Genomic DNA, 15055 nt, shown 5'->3' with positions numbered 1-15055 from the left:
GTGTCCAAGGGGGATTTACATGTACGAACTAGCCGGCGAATTGCTGACGCTCAGCATCATGGCTTTTGCACTAGGGATGGATGCTTTTTCGGTTGGACTTGGCATGGGAATGATTCAGCTGAGGTTCCGCCAGATCATTTATATTGGCCTTGTCATTGGGATATTTCATATGTTTATGCCGCTTTTTGGTATGCTAACAGGTCAACTCCTATCAGGCTGGCTCGGTCTCCTTGCCACCTATATCGGCGGGGCGCTGCTTTTGGTGCTCGGGCTGCAAATGATCGTTGCGTCTGTTCGGAAAGAAGATAAACCATTTATTGCACCTATTGGCGCTGGTCTTGTTCTTTTCGCAACAAGTGTTAGTTTAGATAGTTTTTCCGTTGGTTTAAGCCTCGGAATTTACGGTTCTCATGTATGGATGACCATTTTATTGTTTGGTTTTTTTAGTATGATCCTCACTTGGCTTGGATTATTACTCGGTAAACAGGTTCGATCATGGGTGGGATCCTATAGCGGGGCGCTTGGCGGAATCATTTTACTAGCCTTTGGTATCAAATTATTATTTCCGCTCTAGTCAGCCTCCTTACATAACATGTAGAATGAAATGCTATATAATAGTAGAAAAGGAGGGCGAAAGATGAAAATCTTATTTGTTTGTACGGGAAATACATGCAGAAGTCCGATGGCTCAAGCCCTTTTTGCTTCAATTGCACAAGATAAAGGTTTAGAGGTCACTGTGAAATCAGCGGGCATTTTTGCCTCAGATGCTGGGAAGGCTTCGCCTCAAGCAGTCGAAGCATTATTTGAGAAAAGCATTCCGCTGAATCACTCTTCAGCAAAACTGACAGAGGATCTTTTGCGAGAAGCTGATTACGTTTTCACCATGACCATGCAACATAAACAGTTGATTGTGGAACAATATGCACATGCAAAAGACAAGACCTTCACTCTAAAGGAATTCGCGACAGGAGCAGAAGGTGATGTATCCGATCCATTCGGAGGTAGCCTGTCTGTTTATCAGGAAACACGTGATGAGCTTGAAGGATTGCTCCATCTGCTGGCTGAGAAATTGAAAAAGGATCTGACATCCTCATAATGGACAACCTGTAAAACCGTTGCAATAACGGTTTTTCTGCTTTTGTTTGCAAATGGCCAAGCAGAGGTTAAAATATAACTGTAAATAAAGAATAAATGTAAGGCATAACAGATCAACTCACCCTTAGGAGGAATTGCCCGATGAAAGTAGCTATTGCATCCGATCACGGCGGAACGAATATTCGTGAAGAAATCAAACAACTGATGGATGAATTGAAGATTGAATACATTGATATGGGTTGTGAATGTGGATCAGGTTCTGTAGACTACCCAGATTATGCTTTTCCTGTAGCCAACATGGTGGTAAACGGAGAAGTGGACCGCGGCATTTTAATTTGCGGGACAGGCATCGGTATGAGTATCTCAGCAAACAAAGTAAAAGGAATTCGCTGTGCGCTGGCGCATGATACATTTAGTGCGAAAGCGACTAGAGAACATAATGACACAAACGTCCTTGCAATGGGAGAACGAGTCATTGGACCTGGATTAGCACGTGAAATTGCGCATATTTGGCTGACAACAGAGTTTACTGCAGGACGTCATGCTGTACGGATTGGTAAGATCGCTGAGTACGAAGAAAAGCACCTATAAGGAGCGCTTAACATGAACATTGGTCAAGATTGGCTTGGAATGTTAAAAGAGTTTCATCAAATGGTCGAACTGCGTGCTGGGCACATCTTAGTGATCGGATGCAGTACATCAGAAGTGGCTGGGGAGCATATTGGGACAGCAGGAAGTGAGCAAATCGCTGTGTCTATCTATCAAGAATTAGATCAGTTAAGACGAGAAACTGGCATTGAGCTGGCTTTCCAGTGCTGTGAGCATCTGAATCGTGCTCTTGTTGTGGAAGAAGAAGTGGCTTTCCGGCTTAACCTAGAGATTGTGGAGGCAGTACCTGTCCGAAAGGCGGGTGGTTCGATGGCGGCTCATGCGTATCAGCACATGGAACATCCTGTGTTAGTTGAATCCATCGAGGCGCATGCTGGAATTGATATTGGTGATACATTCATTGGGATGCATCTAAAGAGAGTCGCTGTACCTGTTCGCCTCAGTCGCCATCAATTAGGGCATGCACATGTGACATTTGCGAAAACGCGTCCGAAGCTGATTGGCGGAGAACGAGCGGTTTATACAAGATCATAGCTTAGATATATTTCTAATATAATGTTGAATGATGAAGGCGCTTCACTACTTGAATATTCGGTTTTTCGCAAAAAAAGAAGTCGATTTTCCAAAAAATCTTTTACATTTCACTCAAAAACCGTGTACAATGAGATGGTGAAAACATCGAATGGAAATAGATTGGAGAGGATTTCGCTGATGAAACATTTACCTGAGCAAGACGCACAAGTATTCAAGGCAATTCAACTAGAGCGGAAACGCCAGCAGGACAAAATTGAATTAATTGCATCAGAAAACTTTGTAAGCGAAGCAGTCATGGAAGCACAAGGTTCTGTATTAACAAACAAATATGCAGAGGGCTATCCTGGTAAACGCTACTATGGCGGCTGTGAACATGTAGACGTTGTAGAAGATATCGCACGTGACCGCGCAAAAGAAATTTTTGGCGCTGAGTATGTGAACGTACAGCCTCACTCAGGTGCTCAAGCGAACATGGCCGTATACTTTACCATTCTTGAGCATGGCGATACAGTGCTAGGTATGAACTTGTCACATGGTGGGCATTTAACACACGGAAGCCCTGTTAACTTTAGTGGTGTACAGTACAACTTTGTAGAATATGGTGTTGATAAAGAAACGCAGCATATCGACTATCAAGATGTACTTGAAAAAGCACGTGAACATAAGCCGAAGCTCATTGTTGCGGGTGCAAGTGCATACCCACGTCAAATTGATTTCAAAAAGTTCCGTGAGATTGCGGATGAAGTCGGTGCTTACTTTATGGTCGACATGGCTCACATTGCAGGTCTTGTTGCAGTAGGTCTTCATCCAAATCCAGTTCCATATGCAGATTTTGTGACAACGACGACTCACAAAACATTACGTGGACCACGCGGCGGAATGATTCTATGCCGTGAAGAGTTTGGTAAAAAGATCGACAAATCGATCTTCCCTGGTATTCAAGGTGGACCACTGATGCATGTCATCTCTGCAAAAGCTGTTTCTTTCGGTGAAGTATTGAACGGAGATTTTAAAACATATGCACAAAACGTCATTGACAATGCAAAGCAGCTAGCTGAAACCCTTTTATCTGAAGATATTCAGCTTGTGTCTGGTGGAACGGATAACCACCTTGTTCTTATCGATTTGCGTTCTCTTGGCATCACAGGAAAAATTGCAGAAAATGTTCTAGATGAAATCGGTATTACAGTGAACAAAAATGCGATTCCTTATGATCCAGAAAAACCTTTTGTCACAAGTGGTGTACGTGTTGGTACAGCAGCAGTGACAAGCCGCGGTTTCGACCAAGAGGCAATGAAAGAAGTCGGTTCTATTATTGCGCTTGCTCTCAAACATCATGAAGATGAAGCGAAATTAGAAGAAGCGAAAAAGCGTGTATCTGATCTGACTGCCCGCTTTCCTCTATATAACGAATTAGATTATTAAAAAGCAGACCCATTTGCCTATTTTTGGCATGTGGGTTTTTTTTGTAGGATTTGCGAATCATATTGAAAGATGATGTCTTTTTATGTAGAATTGTAGGAAGTGTGCAAAGTTCACCGGAAGATGACAGAAAAGGAGTTGTAGCAAGCTATGGCAAAGGTTTATGTATTTGATCACCCGCTTATTCAACACAAACTTACATATATTCGTGACGTTCATACAGGAACAAAAGAATTTAGAGAGCTAGTGGATGAAGTCGCAACATTAATGGCATTTGAAATCACAAGAGATCTACCGCTTGAAGAGGTAGATGTAGAAACACCTGTACAAGTAGCAAAATCAAACGTGATCTCAGGGAAGAAACTCGGTGTTGTGCCAATTTTAAGAGCAGGTCTTGGAATGGTGGACGGGATTTTGAAACTCATTCCAGCTGCTAAAGTGGGACATGTCGGTTTATACCGTGATCCGAAAACATTAAAACCTGTTGAATATTATGTGAAGCTTCCATCTGATGTGGAAGAGCGTGAATTTATCGTAGTAGATCCAATGCTTGCAACTGGTGGTTCAGCAGTCGAAGCATTAAACAGCTTGAAAAAACGCGGGGCGAAAAACATTCGCTTCATGTGTCTGATTGCTGCTCCTGAAGGTGTAGAAGAAATGCAAAAGCACCATCCTGATGTTGATATCTACATTGCAGCATTAGATGAGAAATTAAACGAAAAAGGTTACATTATCCCAGGTCTTGGTGATGCCGGTGACCGTATGTATGGAACGAAATAACATGTTTTAATAAAAGCCCACATGCAAACGTGCATGTGGGCTTTTTGAAATATATGACAAACGGTTGATATCGTTCTTAGAAAAATCAATGTATACTGAACATTAGCTGTTTTTTTCAATGAATGTCACGGGTCTCCTAAAGTTTGATGAAATTGTGAACATTTTGTGTGCTCTATCATTATAGAAAAGTTTTTTAACTTTCAACGGATTGACACATCATAGACGCTATTGTATGCTAAACGAGGGTATTATGGTAAGGTTTTCATAGCCTATAGCACTCTACTAATCCTCATTGTGAACCCTTTAATAATCAGGGTTTGTATCAGCGAATGAAGCAACATCCCATAGATCATTAGATTTCAAGTCTGATTGTGCAATTAGACCGATGGGTGATTGATTTTTTTCGAACAGGACTGCTTATCATAAGCGTCTTCTACGCAGTTTTCATCACCATTTATCACCTTTTTTACAATACTTTTCATCGGGAGTCAGATGAATGAACGATCCAAACGCGATTTTCCGCAGACAGAGTAAATACATGTTCTATCTATTGGCAATTTTTGTGTTTGGCTATGCCATGCCTGGTTTTAAACCACTGTTTCTTGGTTTGATTATCGGCACAATTTTTGCTTTCTTTAATTTATTCCTTCTTATACGGAGAATGCACGCTTTTGATCGAGCGGTTAAAAAAGGAAAATCCATTCGTTCAATGGGAAGTACAGCCAGGTGGGCCAACGCAATTCTCGCAGTAGCGATTGCTTGGCGTTACCCTAATGAAGTTCATCTGGCAGGTGTTGTTATAGGATTAATGACAATATATCCTGTCATTATGATAGATTCCTTCATTCAACTTAAACGTTCTACTATGGAAGAGAGGTGAATACTCTTTGGGTCACAGTTCAAAAACGACAGAATTTTTAGGGTTAACGTTCAACTTATCCAATGTTCTCATGATTACGATTGCTAGTATCATCGTTCTTCTCATAGCGGTGCTGACTACTCGTGTTCTGTCTATTCGTCCGACAAAGGCGCAGAACTTCATGGAATGGATTGTTGATTTTGTTCGAAATATCATAGGTAGTTCGATGGACATGAAAACAGGAGCCCCATTTCTAGCGCTAGGCGTTACATTACTCATGTACATATTTGTTTCAAACATGCTTGGACTGCCATTTTCGATTTCGGTCGATCACAACTTGTGGTGGAAATCACCAACAGCAGACCCTGCAATCACAATGACACTAGCGATTATGGTCATGGGATTGACACATTACTATGGTGTCAAGGCAAAAGGAGTCAAGGAATATACGAAAGACTACTTTAGACCAATTCCGCTTTTAGTACCATTGAAACTAATTGAAGAATTTGCAAACACGTTAACACTCGGTTTGCGTCTTTATGGAAACATTTTTGCTGGAGAGATTCTTCTTGGTTTGCTTGCAGGACTTGCGACCAATTTCTACACGCAAAATATTGCGCTTGGTATCGTTGGTACATTAGGTGCCATCGTGCCGATGATTGTATGGCAGGCATTCAGTTTGTTTGTCGGAACAATCCAAGCATTTATCTTCACCATGCTGACAATGGTGTACATTTCTCATAAAGTCAGCGACGAACACTAAAAAATTGAGAGTCCAAAATGGACGTTATTTTAAAGGAGGAGCTTTTTAATGAATTTAATAGCAGCAGCAATTGCAATCGGTTTGGGAGCACTAGGAGCAGGTATTGGTAACGGTCTAATCGTATCTAAAACAGTTGAAGGAATCGCTCGTCAGCCAGAAGCTGGTAGAGAACTAAGAACACTAATGTTCATCGGGGTAGCTTTAGTTGAGGCACTTCCAATTATCGCTGTCGTTATCGCATTCTTGGCATTCTTTGGTTAATATGTGAGAAGCGTTCTAATATGAATTTTAATGGCGAAGATCAGATTAGTTCGAAACTTCGCCATTCCTTTATGTTTTGTTTCTTAACATATTATTTAAAGAAGGGAGTTGCCGTACTAAATGTCTCAGTTACCAGTGGTTTTAGGAGCAGGTGGCTTAAGTTTCAACGCCGGAGATATGATATTCCAGCTAATCGCTATGCTCATCTTGCTTGCACTTTTAAAGAAATTTGCGCTTAAGCCTTTATTAGGGATTATGAAACAGCGTGAAGATTATATAGGAAATGAAATTTCAAGTGCTGAACAAAAGCACGTTCAAGCTGAAAAGCTTCTTGAAGAACAACGTGTCTTATTGAAAGAAGCACGCGAAGAATCACATACACTCATCGAAAATGCGAAAAAGATTGGTGAGAAACAAAAAGAAGAGATCATTCAAGCAGCACGTCAAGAGTCAGAGCGCTTGAAAGATTCTGCTAGAACTGAAATCGTGAAAGAAAAAGAACAAGCTGTGGCTGCACTGCGCGAGCAGGTTGCATCACTATCTGTACTTATTGCATCTAAAGTGATTGAAAGAGAACTTGATGAGCAAGCACAAGAGAAATTGATTCAAGAGTATCTTAAAGAGGCAGGCGAAAGCCGATGAGCGTGACTATTGTCTCTAAGCGTTACGCTTCTGCTCTTTTTGACATCGTTCTTGCTTCTTCGGCAGTAGACGAAACTGAAAAAGAGCTGAATGAGATCAAAAAAGTCCTAAAGGCTGACCAAGAATTGAATGACTTTCTTGTTCATCCAAAGATTACGGCAGACAAAAAGAAACATTTGATTGCAGAAGCTTTCAAAGGTGTTTCGACACATGTATTGCACACAATGTATTTATTGATTGACCGCGGACGCACGAATATTTTCTCTGAAATGACGTCTGAGTTTGTGAAACTGGCAAACCGCACGAAACAAATAGACGATGCGATCGTGTACTCAGTGAAACCGCTGAGTGGTGCTGAAATTCAATCTTTATCTGAAGTATTTGCCAAAAAAGCCGGAGTCACATCACTGCGTGTTGAAAATGTGATTGACAAGGATCTAATAGGCGGAGTGAAAATCCGTATCGGAAACCGCATTTATGACGGCAGTGTCAGCGGAAAGCTTTCCCGCATTGAACGTCAGCTTGCAGGCGAAAATCGTTAGAAGGGGTGAAACCTTAGTGAGTATCAAAGCTGAAGAGATTAGCGCGCTGATAAAGCAGCAAATCCAAAACTATCAATCTGAAATTGAAGTAAAAGATGTCGGTACAGTCATCCAAGTAGGGGACGGTATCGCGCGTGTACATGGCCTTGACAACATTATGGCAGGAGAGCTAGTTGAGTTCTCTAACGGTGTAATGGGTATGGCTCAAAACCTTGAGGAGTCTAACGTAGGTATCGTTATTTTAGGACCTTACAAAGATATCCGCGAAGGTGACGACGTAAAACGTACAGGTCGTATCATGGAGGTTCCAGTTGGTGAAGAGTTAATCGGACGTATTGTGAACCCACTTGGTCAGCCTGTTGATGGACTAGGTCCAATTTTAACAAGCAAAACTCGTCCAATCGAAAGTGAAGCACCAGGCGTTATGGATCGTAAATCTGTACATGAGCCGCTTCAAACAGGGATTAAAGCAATTGATGCCTTGATTCCAATCGGACGCGGACAGCGTGAATTGATCATTGGTGACCGTCAAACAGGTAAAACATCTGTTGCAATTGATACGATCCTAAACCAAAAAGATCAAGACATGATCTGTATTTATGTAGCGATCGGACAAAAAGAATCAACAGTTCGTGGTGTTGTTGAAACACTTCGTAAGCATGGTGCGCTTGATTACACAATTGTAGTCACAGCTTCTGCATCACAGCCAGCTCCACTCCTTTACCTTGCTCCTTATGCAGGTGTAACGATGGGTGAGGAATTCATGTATAACGGCAAGCACGTTCTTGTTGTATATGATGATCTTTCTAAACAAGCGGCAGCTTACCGTGAGCTTTCATTATTGCTTCGTCGTCCTCCAGGTCGTGAGGCATTCCCTGGTGATGTTTTCTATCTTCACTCTCGTTTATTAGAGCGTGCAGCGAAGCTTAGTGACGCAAAGGGTGGCGGTTCTATCACAGCATTGCCTTTCGTAGAAACGCAAGCTGGCGATATCTCTGCATATATCCCAACAAACGTTATTTCAATCACAGATGGACAGATCTTCTTACAATCTGACCTCTTCTTCTCAGGCGTACGTCCAGCAGTAAACGCAGGATTGTCTGTATCCCGTGTAGGTGGTTCTGCACAAATCAAAGCGATGAAAAAGGTAGCAGGTACACTTCGTCTGGATCTTGCTTCTTATCGTGAGCTTGAAGCCTTCGCTCAATTTGGATCTGATTTAGACCAAGCGACTCAAGCAAAATTAAACCGTGGTGCTAGAACAGTTGAAGTCTTAAAACAAGACTTGAACAAACCGCTTAAAGTTGAAAAACAAGTAGCGATTCTTTATGCACTCACAAGAGGATACTTAGACGATGTTGCGGTTGCTGATGTCAAACGTTTCGAAGCTGAGTTATTCATGTACATTGAAGAAAACCATAAAGGATTGTTTGACACGATCTCTCAAACAGGAAACATGCCTGCTGATGAAGAGTGGAATACAGCAATCGAAGGCTTTAAACGTACGTTTGCACCAAGCAACTAATTAGTAATCTTTCCGAGAGAAAAAGATTCTCTTTTTCTCTCTTTTCACGTAAATGAACACGGATTCCTGAAAAAAGGTGGTGAAATCTTTGGCCTCATTACGCGATATAAAGTCAAGGATCACGTCAACGAAAAAATCGAGTCAGATCACAAAAGCGATGCAAATGGTATCAGCTGCGAAATTGAATCGTGCTGAAAACAATGCGAAGTCTTTTGTTCCTTACATGGAGAAAATCCAGGAAGTGGTTGCTGCAATCGCAACTGGAACAAGTGCTAAGCACCCAATGCTTCTTTCAAGACCTGTTAAGAAAACAGGATATCTCGTCATTACATCTGATCGAGGACTTGCAGGACCTTTTAACAGCTCGATTTTGCGTGCCGCTTACCAAACCATTCAATCTCGTCATCAGTCAGCTGATGAATATGCGGTGATTGTGATTGGTAAAATCGGACGCGACTTCTTCAAAAAGCGCGGTATTCCAGTTATTTCTGAAGTAACAGGGCTTGGAGACGAAGTAGCGTTTGCTGATATTAAAGAATTAGCAAGCAGTACAGTTCAAATGTTCTCTGATGAAGCGTTTGACGAACTTTACATGTTCTATAACCACTTTGTCAGTGCCATTTCACAAGAAGTAACAGAGAAGAAATTATTGCCGCTAACGGACATTTCGGCCGCAGCGACACCTAATAAACGTTCCGCATCTTATGAGTTTGAGCCTTCTGAAGAAGAAATTCTTGAAGTTCTCCTTCCTCAATATGCAGAGAGTTTGATTTTCGGTGCGCTTCTTGACAGTAAAGCAAGTGAACATGCTGCAAGAATGACAGCAATGAAGAGTGCAACAGACAATGCAAAGGAATTGATCGACAGCCTGACACTCTCTTACAACCGTGCTCGTCAAGCAGCGATTACACAAGAGATTACAGAAATTGTCGGCGGAGCAGCTGCCTTAGAATAGAAATAATTGTCAGGAGGGAATGCAATGAAAACAGGACGCATCAGTCAGATCATGGGACCAGTTGTAGACGTTCGTTTTGAAGATGGTCACTTGCCTGAGATTTATAATGCGATCAGAGTTTCGCATAAAGCGGAAAGTGAAAGTGAAGTTGATATCGACTTAACTTTAGAAGTAGCACTACATTTAGGTGACGATACAGTGAGAACCATCGCAATGGCTTCAACAGATGGTGTGAAGCGTGGTATGGAAGCTGTAGACCTTGGAAAACCAATTTCAGTACCAGTTGGTAACGTAACACTTGGACGTGTATTCAACGTACTGGGAGATAACATTGATTTAGATGAGCCACTTGGTGTGGAAGCTCAAAGAGATCCAATCCACAGACAAGCGCCTTCATTTGATCAACTTTCTACAGAAGTTGAAATTCTTGAAACGGGTATTAAAGTTGTTGACCTTCTTGCTCCTTACATCAAGGGCGGAAAGATCGGTCTATTCGGTGGAGCTGGTGTAGGTAAAACCGTTCTGATTCAAGAATTAATCAACAACATCGCACAAGAACACGGCGGTATTTCTGTATTCGCTGGTGTTGGAGAGCGTACACGTGAAGGAAACGACCTTTACTACGAAATGAAAGATTCTGGCGTTATCGAAAAAACAGCCATGGTCTTCGGACAAATGAACGAGCCACCAGGTGCACGTATGCGTGTTGCCCTAACTGGTTTGACAATGGCAGAGCATTTCCGTGATGAACTAGGTCAAGACGTATTGTTCTTCATCGATAACATCTATCGCTTTACACAAGCAGGTTCTGAAGTATCAGCCCTTCTTGGACGTATGCCTTCAGCGGTAGGTTATCAGCCGACACTTGCAACAGAAATGGGTCAGCTGCAAGAGCGTATCACGTCTACAAACGTAGGATCGGTTACATCGATTCAAGCGATCTATGTACCTGCGGATGACTACACGGATCCAGCTCCAGCAACAACGTTCGCTCACCTTGATGCAACGACAAACCTTGAGCGTAAGCTGACTGAAATGGGTATCTACCCAGCGGTTGATCCTCTTGCTTCAACATCTCGTGCACTTGCACCTGAGATCGTTGGCGAAGAGCACTATGCCATTGCGCGTGAAGTGCAGCAAACATTGCAGCGTTATAAAGAACTACAAGATATCATTGCCATTTTAGGTATGGATGAATTATCAGAGGACGATAAGCTTGTGGTACACAGAGCGCGTCGTGTTCAATTCTTCCTATCTCAAAACTTCCACGTAGCAGAGCAGTTCACTGGCCAAAAAGGTTCTTACGTGCCATTGAAAGAAACTGTTAAAGGCTTCAAGGAAATCTTATCTGGTAAATACGATCACCTTCCAGAAGATGCATTCCGCTTAGTTGGACGCATTGAAGAAGTGGTTGAAAAAGCCAAAGAGATGGGTGTAGAGGCCTAATCTGGTCCTTAGGAGGGTAAAAGCATGAAGACCGTTCAAGTCAATATCGTTACTCCCGACGGCCCAGTGTATCAAGCGGATGTGGAAATGGTCAGTGTCAGAGCAGAAAGCGGTGAGCTTGGTATTTTAGCTGGCCACGTTCCAATGGTTGCTCCGCTAAAAATCGGTGCAGTTCGCTTAAAACATAGTGGATCAACTGAATTGGTTGCAGTAAGTGGCGGATTTGTTGAAGTTCGCCCTGAACAAGTAACCATTCTTGCTCAGGCCGCTGAAACATCAGATAAAGTTGATGTCGATCGTGCGAAATCAGCGAAACAGCGTGCTGAAGAGCATTTGAACCACCCGAATGAAAGTGATGTACGCCGGGCGGAACTCGCATTAAAACGGGCGTTAAACCGTTTAAATGTAGCAGGGAAATAAAACAGAAAATCCTTCTTATCACAATGATAAGAAGGATTTTTTTAAAGTGACATGAGCGATTGGTACATCGACACATATGGATGAGAATCCTGTTTTTCAAGATATAAGTGCTCGCAAAACTGCGTACTATGCCACGTTTTATTGTGCCGGCGCAACCCCAGCGTATATTGATGTGGAGAGTCCATATAAGGCCGTACTACCCAGTCAGCATCTGAATGATGACGAAGGACAACCTCTCCCATATACACACTCAACATCGCTTCTAATGCATCTATTGGCATTTTCCATTCGGCAAACAGCTGCTTGGTAAATGCATCAAAGTAAAGTGATTCTAACTGATACAGGCTCTCCTCAGAGTAATCCAAAGAAATGTTATGAAAATGACACAATTGCGCTAATTCTTCTAGCTGTGTCTGTCTATAATCAAAGTAGAAAGCAATGGCCTCCCATTCATGATCAAATGAGGGAACCAGTTCTCCGTACAAATCAACAAAGTCAGGAAAAGAATCTTTCAATGTGTTCAGCTCCTTCCACACGCAGTATATCATCTCCTTGGCACCAGGATAAGAGGGGATTCACTCTAAATGTAGCTCTTTTTTCCAAATGATTCATCTTTCCGATTTTCGAGGATATAATGAAAGGGAGTTTTCCTTTACAGAAATAAATAAAAGGAGGATTCAACTGTATGGAAGACGTAGGACAACAAGCAATCGTGAGTATTGTGATCCACCTGTTTTTTATTGCAATTACATGGTGGGCATTGCTTGCTATAAATATTGACCCACTGATTAAAAAAGGGAAAATCGTTCAGGCAAGATTGCTGATGATGCTCATTACCATTGCTATTGCATCTGCAGTCAGCAATTTCTTCCTTGATTACTTAAATTTCTCCAGACAAATACCTTATATGTTCTAACATAAAAGGTTTGGTCACTGCCTTATGCGGGAACGTAAAAAGAAGTGTCAAAAGTATGGCCTTTGATGACTTTTCCACGTATGCATAGACCTCCTTGCGGCAACACTTGTAGCAAGGGGGAATGACAAGTGAGAAAGTATATAAAAGGTTGGCCATTATTTGCACTTATTCTTTTTTTTGTTCTGATGATTCAAGGTGTTCGTGCGGAAGAATCTTCTCCGCTCGCCCAAATAGCAGAAGGTCTGAATAACCAGCAAATTGAAGTAGATGGATGGACTCTTCACGCTAAAACAAATGTAAACATGTCATCCGAACAATTTTCAAAAAAAGTGAAACGTTTCAAAGACGAACTACGACAGTATGAGTGGACCGAAAAAGAAGAAGAACATGTCACCAAAGTCACAGGAATTTACAAAGATGAAAAAAATGATACATTATCGAAAATTTTACTCGTGAAGACCGACACAAAATCCAATCAAAAGTCGTATTTATTATATGAGCAAAAAGGTGCTCGCCCACTGAATACCTGGGAGCATACATATGATCAGTTCGTACGTCATGCAAAAAGCATATTACAAGAGAAATTTGTAATTTTTACTTGTCTCGATGGTCATGTAAATGGTATGATGGATGTTGTTTTGCAAAAAAAAGCTGAAATGTTAGCAAATGAATTTCAAGCAAAACCAGTTGAGTATCTCGTTGAGTCTAATTTTGTGTCGCTTTCCGCTTACACAGATAAGTGGGAACAGTTCATTATGACTTCAAATGATAAAATGAATGTTCAAATTGCCATCAGAAGTTCGGAAATGAACGAAAATCATACGATTACGGTTGGCACACCAATCGTAACGACTGAATATTAATATAGAGAATTTGGGACGCGGAGGGGAAGACCTTGGAAAAAATCATCGTCCGCGGCGGTCAAAAGTTAAACGGCACAGTTAAAGTAGAAGGAGCAAAAAATGCCGTTTTACCAGTTATCGCTGCATCTTTGTTAGCAAGTACAGAAAAAAGCGTAATTTGTGATGTACCTACGCTCTCCGATGTATATACAATCAATGAAGTGTTACGTCATTTAGGAGCAGAAGTACATTTTGAAAATAACGAAGTATCAGTGGATGCATCTCATGCACTAGAAACTGAGGCTCCGTTTGAGTATGTCCGTAAAATGCGAGCGTCAGTGCTCGTCATGGGACCACTTTTAGCAAGAACAGGTCATGCAAGAGTTGCATTACCTGGAGGCTGCGCGATTGGTTCTAGACCAATTGACCAGCATTTAAAAGGCTTTGAAGCAATGGGAGCTAAAATTCAAGTAGGAAATGGTTTCATCGAGGCTGAAGTCAAAGGCCGTTTACAAGGTGCGAAAATCTATTTGGATTTCCCAAGTGTCGGCGCAACTGAAAACATCATTATGGCAGCAGCATTAGCTGAAGGCACAACAATTTTAGAAAACGTAGCAAAAGAACCTGAAATTGTTGATTTGGCAAACTACATCAATGCCATGGGTGGTAAGGTTCGCGGAGCTGGTACTGGTACAATCAAAATTGAAGGTGTGGAAACACTTCACGGTGCAAAACACAACATCATTCCTGACAGAATTGAAGCAGGTACTTTCATGGTGGCAGCAGCCATTACAGAAGGAAATGTTCTTGTGAAAGGCGCAGTGCCTGAGCACATGACATCACTTGTAGCAAAAATGGAAGAAATGGGTATTCAGATCATTGAAGAAGAAGAAGGTTTAAGAGTCATTGGACCATCTCAGCTTAAGCCAATCGATCTAAAAACAATGCCACATCCTGGTTTCCCAACGGATATGCAATCTCAGATGATGGCGCTATTGCTTCGTGCGAACGGAACAAGCATGATCACAGAAACGGTATTTGAAAACCGCTTTATGCATGCAGAAGAATTCCGCCGTATGAATGGCGATATTAAAATTGAGGGTCGCTCTGTCATTATCAACGGGCCGGTTCAACTTCAAGGTGCTGAAGTGGCAGCGACTGATTTAAGAGCAGGAGCAGCACTTGTACTTGCTGGATTAGTAGCAGAAGGTCATACACGTGTCACTGAGTTGAAGCATATCGATCGTGGTTATGTGAACTTCCACCAGAAGCTTGCAGCAATCGGTGCCGATATTGAAAGAGTAAACGATGAAACAGCAGATGTGACACAAGAACAAGTTGTATCAGATCTGAATGCGTAATGATAAAGAAATCAGTGTGTCCATAGGGCATGCTGATTTTTTTTAGAATCATAGAATGCTTTATGTTTAAAGCTTATCATTAG

At 41.8% G+C, this 15055-nt stretch carries 19 protein-coding genes; 18 read left to right on the top strand and 1 reads right to left on the bottom strand.

The window, feature by feature from the left end:
• Positions 1-19: 19 nt before the first annotated feature.
• From MKX52_RS16700 to MKX52_RS16630, 15 genes are all read left to right on the top strand, one after another.
• On the top strand, positions 20-574 hold the full coding sequence (locus MKX52_RS16700; protein ID WP_088003377.1) for a manganese efflux pump MntP family protein: 555 nt from the start codon (positions 20-22) through the stop codon (positions 572-574).
• Between the two features lie 63 nt (positions 575-637).
• Positions 638-1096, top strand: coding sequence for a low molecular weight protein arginine phosphatase (locus MKX52_RS16695; protein WP_342491067.1), 459 nt, complete (start codon positions 638-640; stop codon positions 1094-1096).
• A 140-nt stretch (positions 1097-1236) separates the two neighbouring features.
• Positions 1237-1686 (top strand): ribose 5-phosphate isomerase B, encoded by a 450-nt coding sequence (gene rpiB, locus MKX52_RS16690; RefSeq protein WP_012011554.1) that lies wholly within the window; start codon positions 1237-1239, stop codon positions 1684-1686.
• Positions 1687-1698: 12 nt separating this feature from the next.
• A complete protein-coding gene (locus MKX52_RS16685; protein WP_012011553.1) occupies positions 1699-2238 on the top strand; it encodes a TIGR01440 family protein in 540 nt (179 codons plus the stop codon).
• A 177-nt stretch (positions 2239-2415) separates the two neighbouring features.
• Positions 2416-3663 carry a serine hydroxymethyltransferase gene (gene glyA, locus MKX52_RS16680; protein WP_012011552.1) on the top strand — a complete coding sequence of 416 codons (1248 nt, stop codon included), beginning with the start codon at positions 2416-2418 and terminating at the stop codon, positions 3661-3663.
• A gap of 147 nt (positions 3664-3810) precedes the next feature.
• The gene (gene upp / locus MKX52_RS16675) at positions 3811-4440 is read left to right on the top strand and encodes a uracil phosphoribosyltransferase (RefSeq protein WP_003214553.1); all 630 of its coding nucleotides are present in this window, start codon (positions 3811-3813) and stop codon (positions 4438-4440) included.
• A 496-nt stretch (positions 4441-4936) separates the two neighbouring features.
• Positions 4937-5320 (top strand): ATP synthase subunit I, encoded by a 384-nt coding sequence (locus tag MKX52_RS16670; RefSeq protein ID WP_003215321.1) that lies wholly within the window; start codon positions 4937-4939, stop codon positions 5318-5320.
• 7 nt (positions 5321-5327) lie between these two features.
• Positions 5328-6062 (top strand): F0F1 ATP synthase subunit A, encoded by a 735-nt coding sequence (gene atpB, locus MKX52_RS16665; RefSeq protein ID WP_088003385.1) that lies wholly within the window; start codon positions 5328-5330, stop codon positions 6060-6062.
• Between the two features lie 48 nt (positions 6063-6110).
• Positions 6111-6323 carry a F0F1 ATP synthase subunit C gene (gene atpE, locus MKX52_RS16660; RefSeq protein WP_003214968.1) on the top strand — a complete coding sequence of 71 codons (213 nt, stop codon included), beginning with the start codon at positions 6111-6113 and terminating at the stop codon, positions 6321-6323.
• Positions 6324-6443: 120 nt separating this feature from the next.
• Positions 6444-6965, top strand: a complete 522-nt coding sequence (atpF, locus tag MKX52_RS16655) for a F0F1 ATP synthase subunit B (protein ID WP_144498566.1) — start codon at positions 6444-6446, stop codon at positions 6963-6965.
• On the top strand, positions 6962-7507 hold the full coding sequence (locus MKX52_RS16650) for a F0F1 ATP synthase subunit delta (protein WP_012011549.1): 546 nt from the start codon (positions 6962-6964) through the stop codon (positions 7505-7507). The genes atpF and MKX52_RS16650 overlap by 4 nt, the downstream gene beginning before the upstream one ends.
• Positions 7508-7523: 16 nt before the next feature.
• Positions 7524-9032, top strand: a complete 1509-nt coding sequence (atpA, locus tag MKX52_RS16645) for a F0F1 ATP synthase subunit alpha (protein WP_012011548.1) — start codon at positions 7524-7526, stop codon at positions 9030-9032.
• Positions 9033-9120: 88 nt separating this feature from the next.
• Positions 9121-9987 carry a F0F1 ATP synthase subunit gamma gene (locus MKX52_RS16640; protein WP_012011547.1) on the top strand — a complete coding sequence of 289 codons (867 nt, stop codon included), beginning with the start codon at positions 9121-9123 and terminating at the stop codon, positions 9985-9987.
• Between the two features lie 24 nt (positions 9988-10011).
• Positions 10012-11433, top strand: coding sequence for a F0F1 ATP synthase subunit beta (gene atpD, locus MKX52_RS16635; RefSeq protein ID WP_012011546.1), 1422 nt, complete (start codon positions 10012-10014; stop codon positions 11431-11433).
• Positions 11434-11457: 24 nt separating this feature from the next.
• Positions 11458-11853 (top strand): F0F1 ATP synthase subunit epsilon, encoded by a 396-nt coding sequence (locus MKX52_RS16630; protein WP_003214592.1) that lies wholly within the window; start codon positions 11458-11460, stop codon positions 11851-11853.
• 41 nt (positions 11854-11894) lie between these two features.
• Here MKX52_RS16630 and MKX52_RS16625 read toward each other — a convergent pair whose 3' ends face one another.
• Positions 11895-12368: a hypothetical protein gene (locus tag MKX52_RS16625; protein ID WP_041816380.1), complete on the bottom strand. Its 474-nt coding sequence runs from the start codon at positions 12366-12368 to the stop codon at positions 11895-11897.
• A 170-nt stretch (positions 12369-12538) separates the two neighbouring features.
• Between MKX52_RS16625 and MKX52_RS16620 the strand changes: the two genes are divergently transcribed.
• The 3 genes from MKX52_RS16620 (at position 12539) to murA (ending at position 14972) form a co-directional block, all read left to right on the top strand.
• Entirely contained in the window at positions 12539-12769 is a 231-nt protein-coding gene (locus MKX52_RS16620) for a DUF1146 family protein (protein ID WP_012011544.1), read from the top strand.
• A 128-nt stretch (positions 12770-12897) separates the two neighbouring features.
• Entirely contained in the window at positions 12898-13632 is a 735-nt protein-coding gene (locus tag MKX52_RS16615; protein WP_342491066.1) for a YwmB family TATA-box binding protein, read from the top strand.
• Between the two features lie 32 nt (positions 13633-13664).
• Positions 13665-14972, top strand: coding sequence for a UDP-N-acetylglucosamine 1-carboxyvinyltransferase (murA, locus tag MKX52_RS16610; RefSeq protein WP_012011542.1), 1308 nt, complete (start codon positions 13665-13667; stop codon positions 14970-14972).
• Positions 14973-15055: the final 83 nt, after the last annotated feature.

Source organism: Bacillus sp. FSL R5-0422, assembly GCF_038610765.1.
In the GTDB taxonomy this organism is placed as follows: Bacteria; Bacillota; Bacilli; order Bacillales; family Bacillaceae; genus Bacillus; species Bacillus pumilus_O.
Note: the sequence above shows the minus strand (reverse complement) of the source record. Positions and strands in the feature narration are given on the sequence as shown.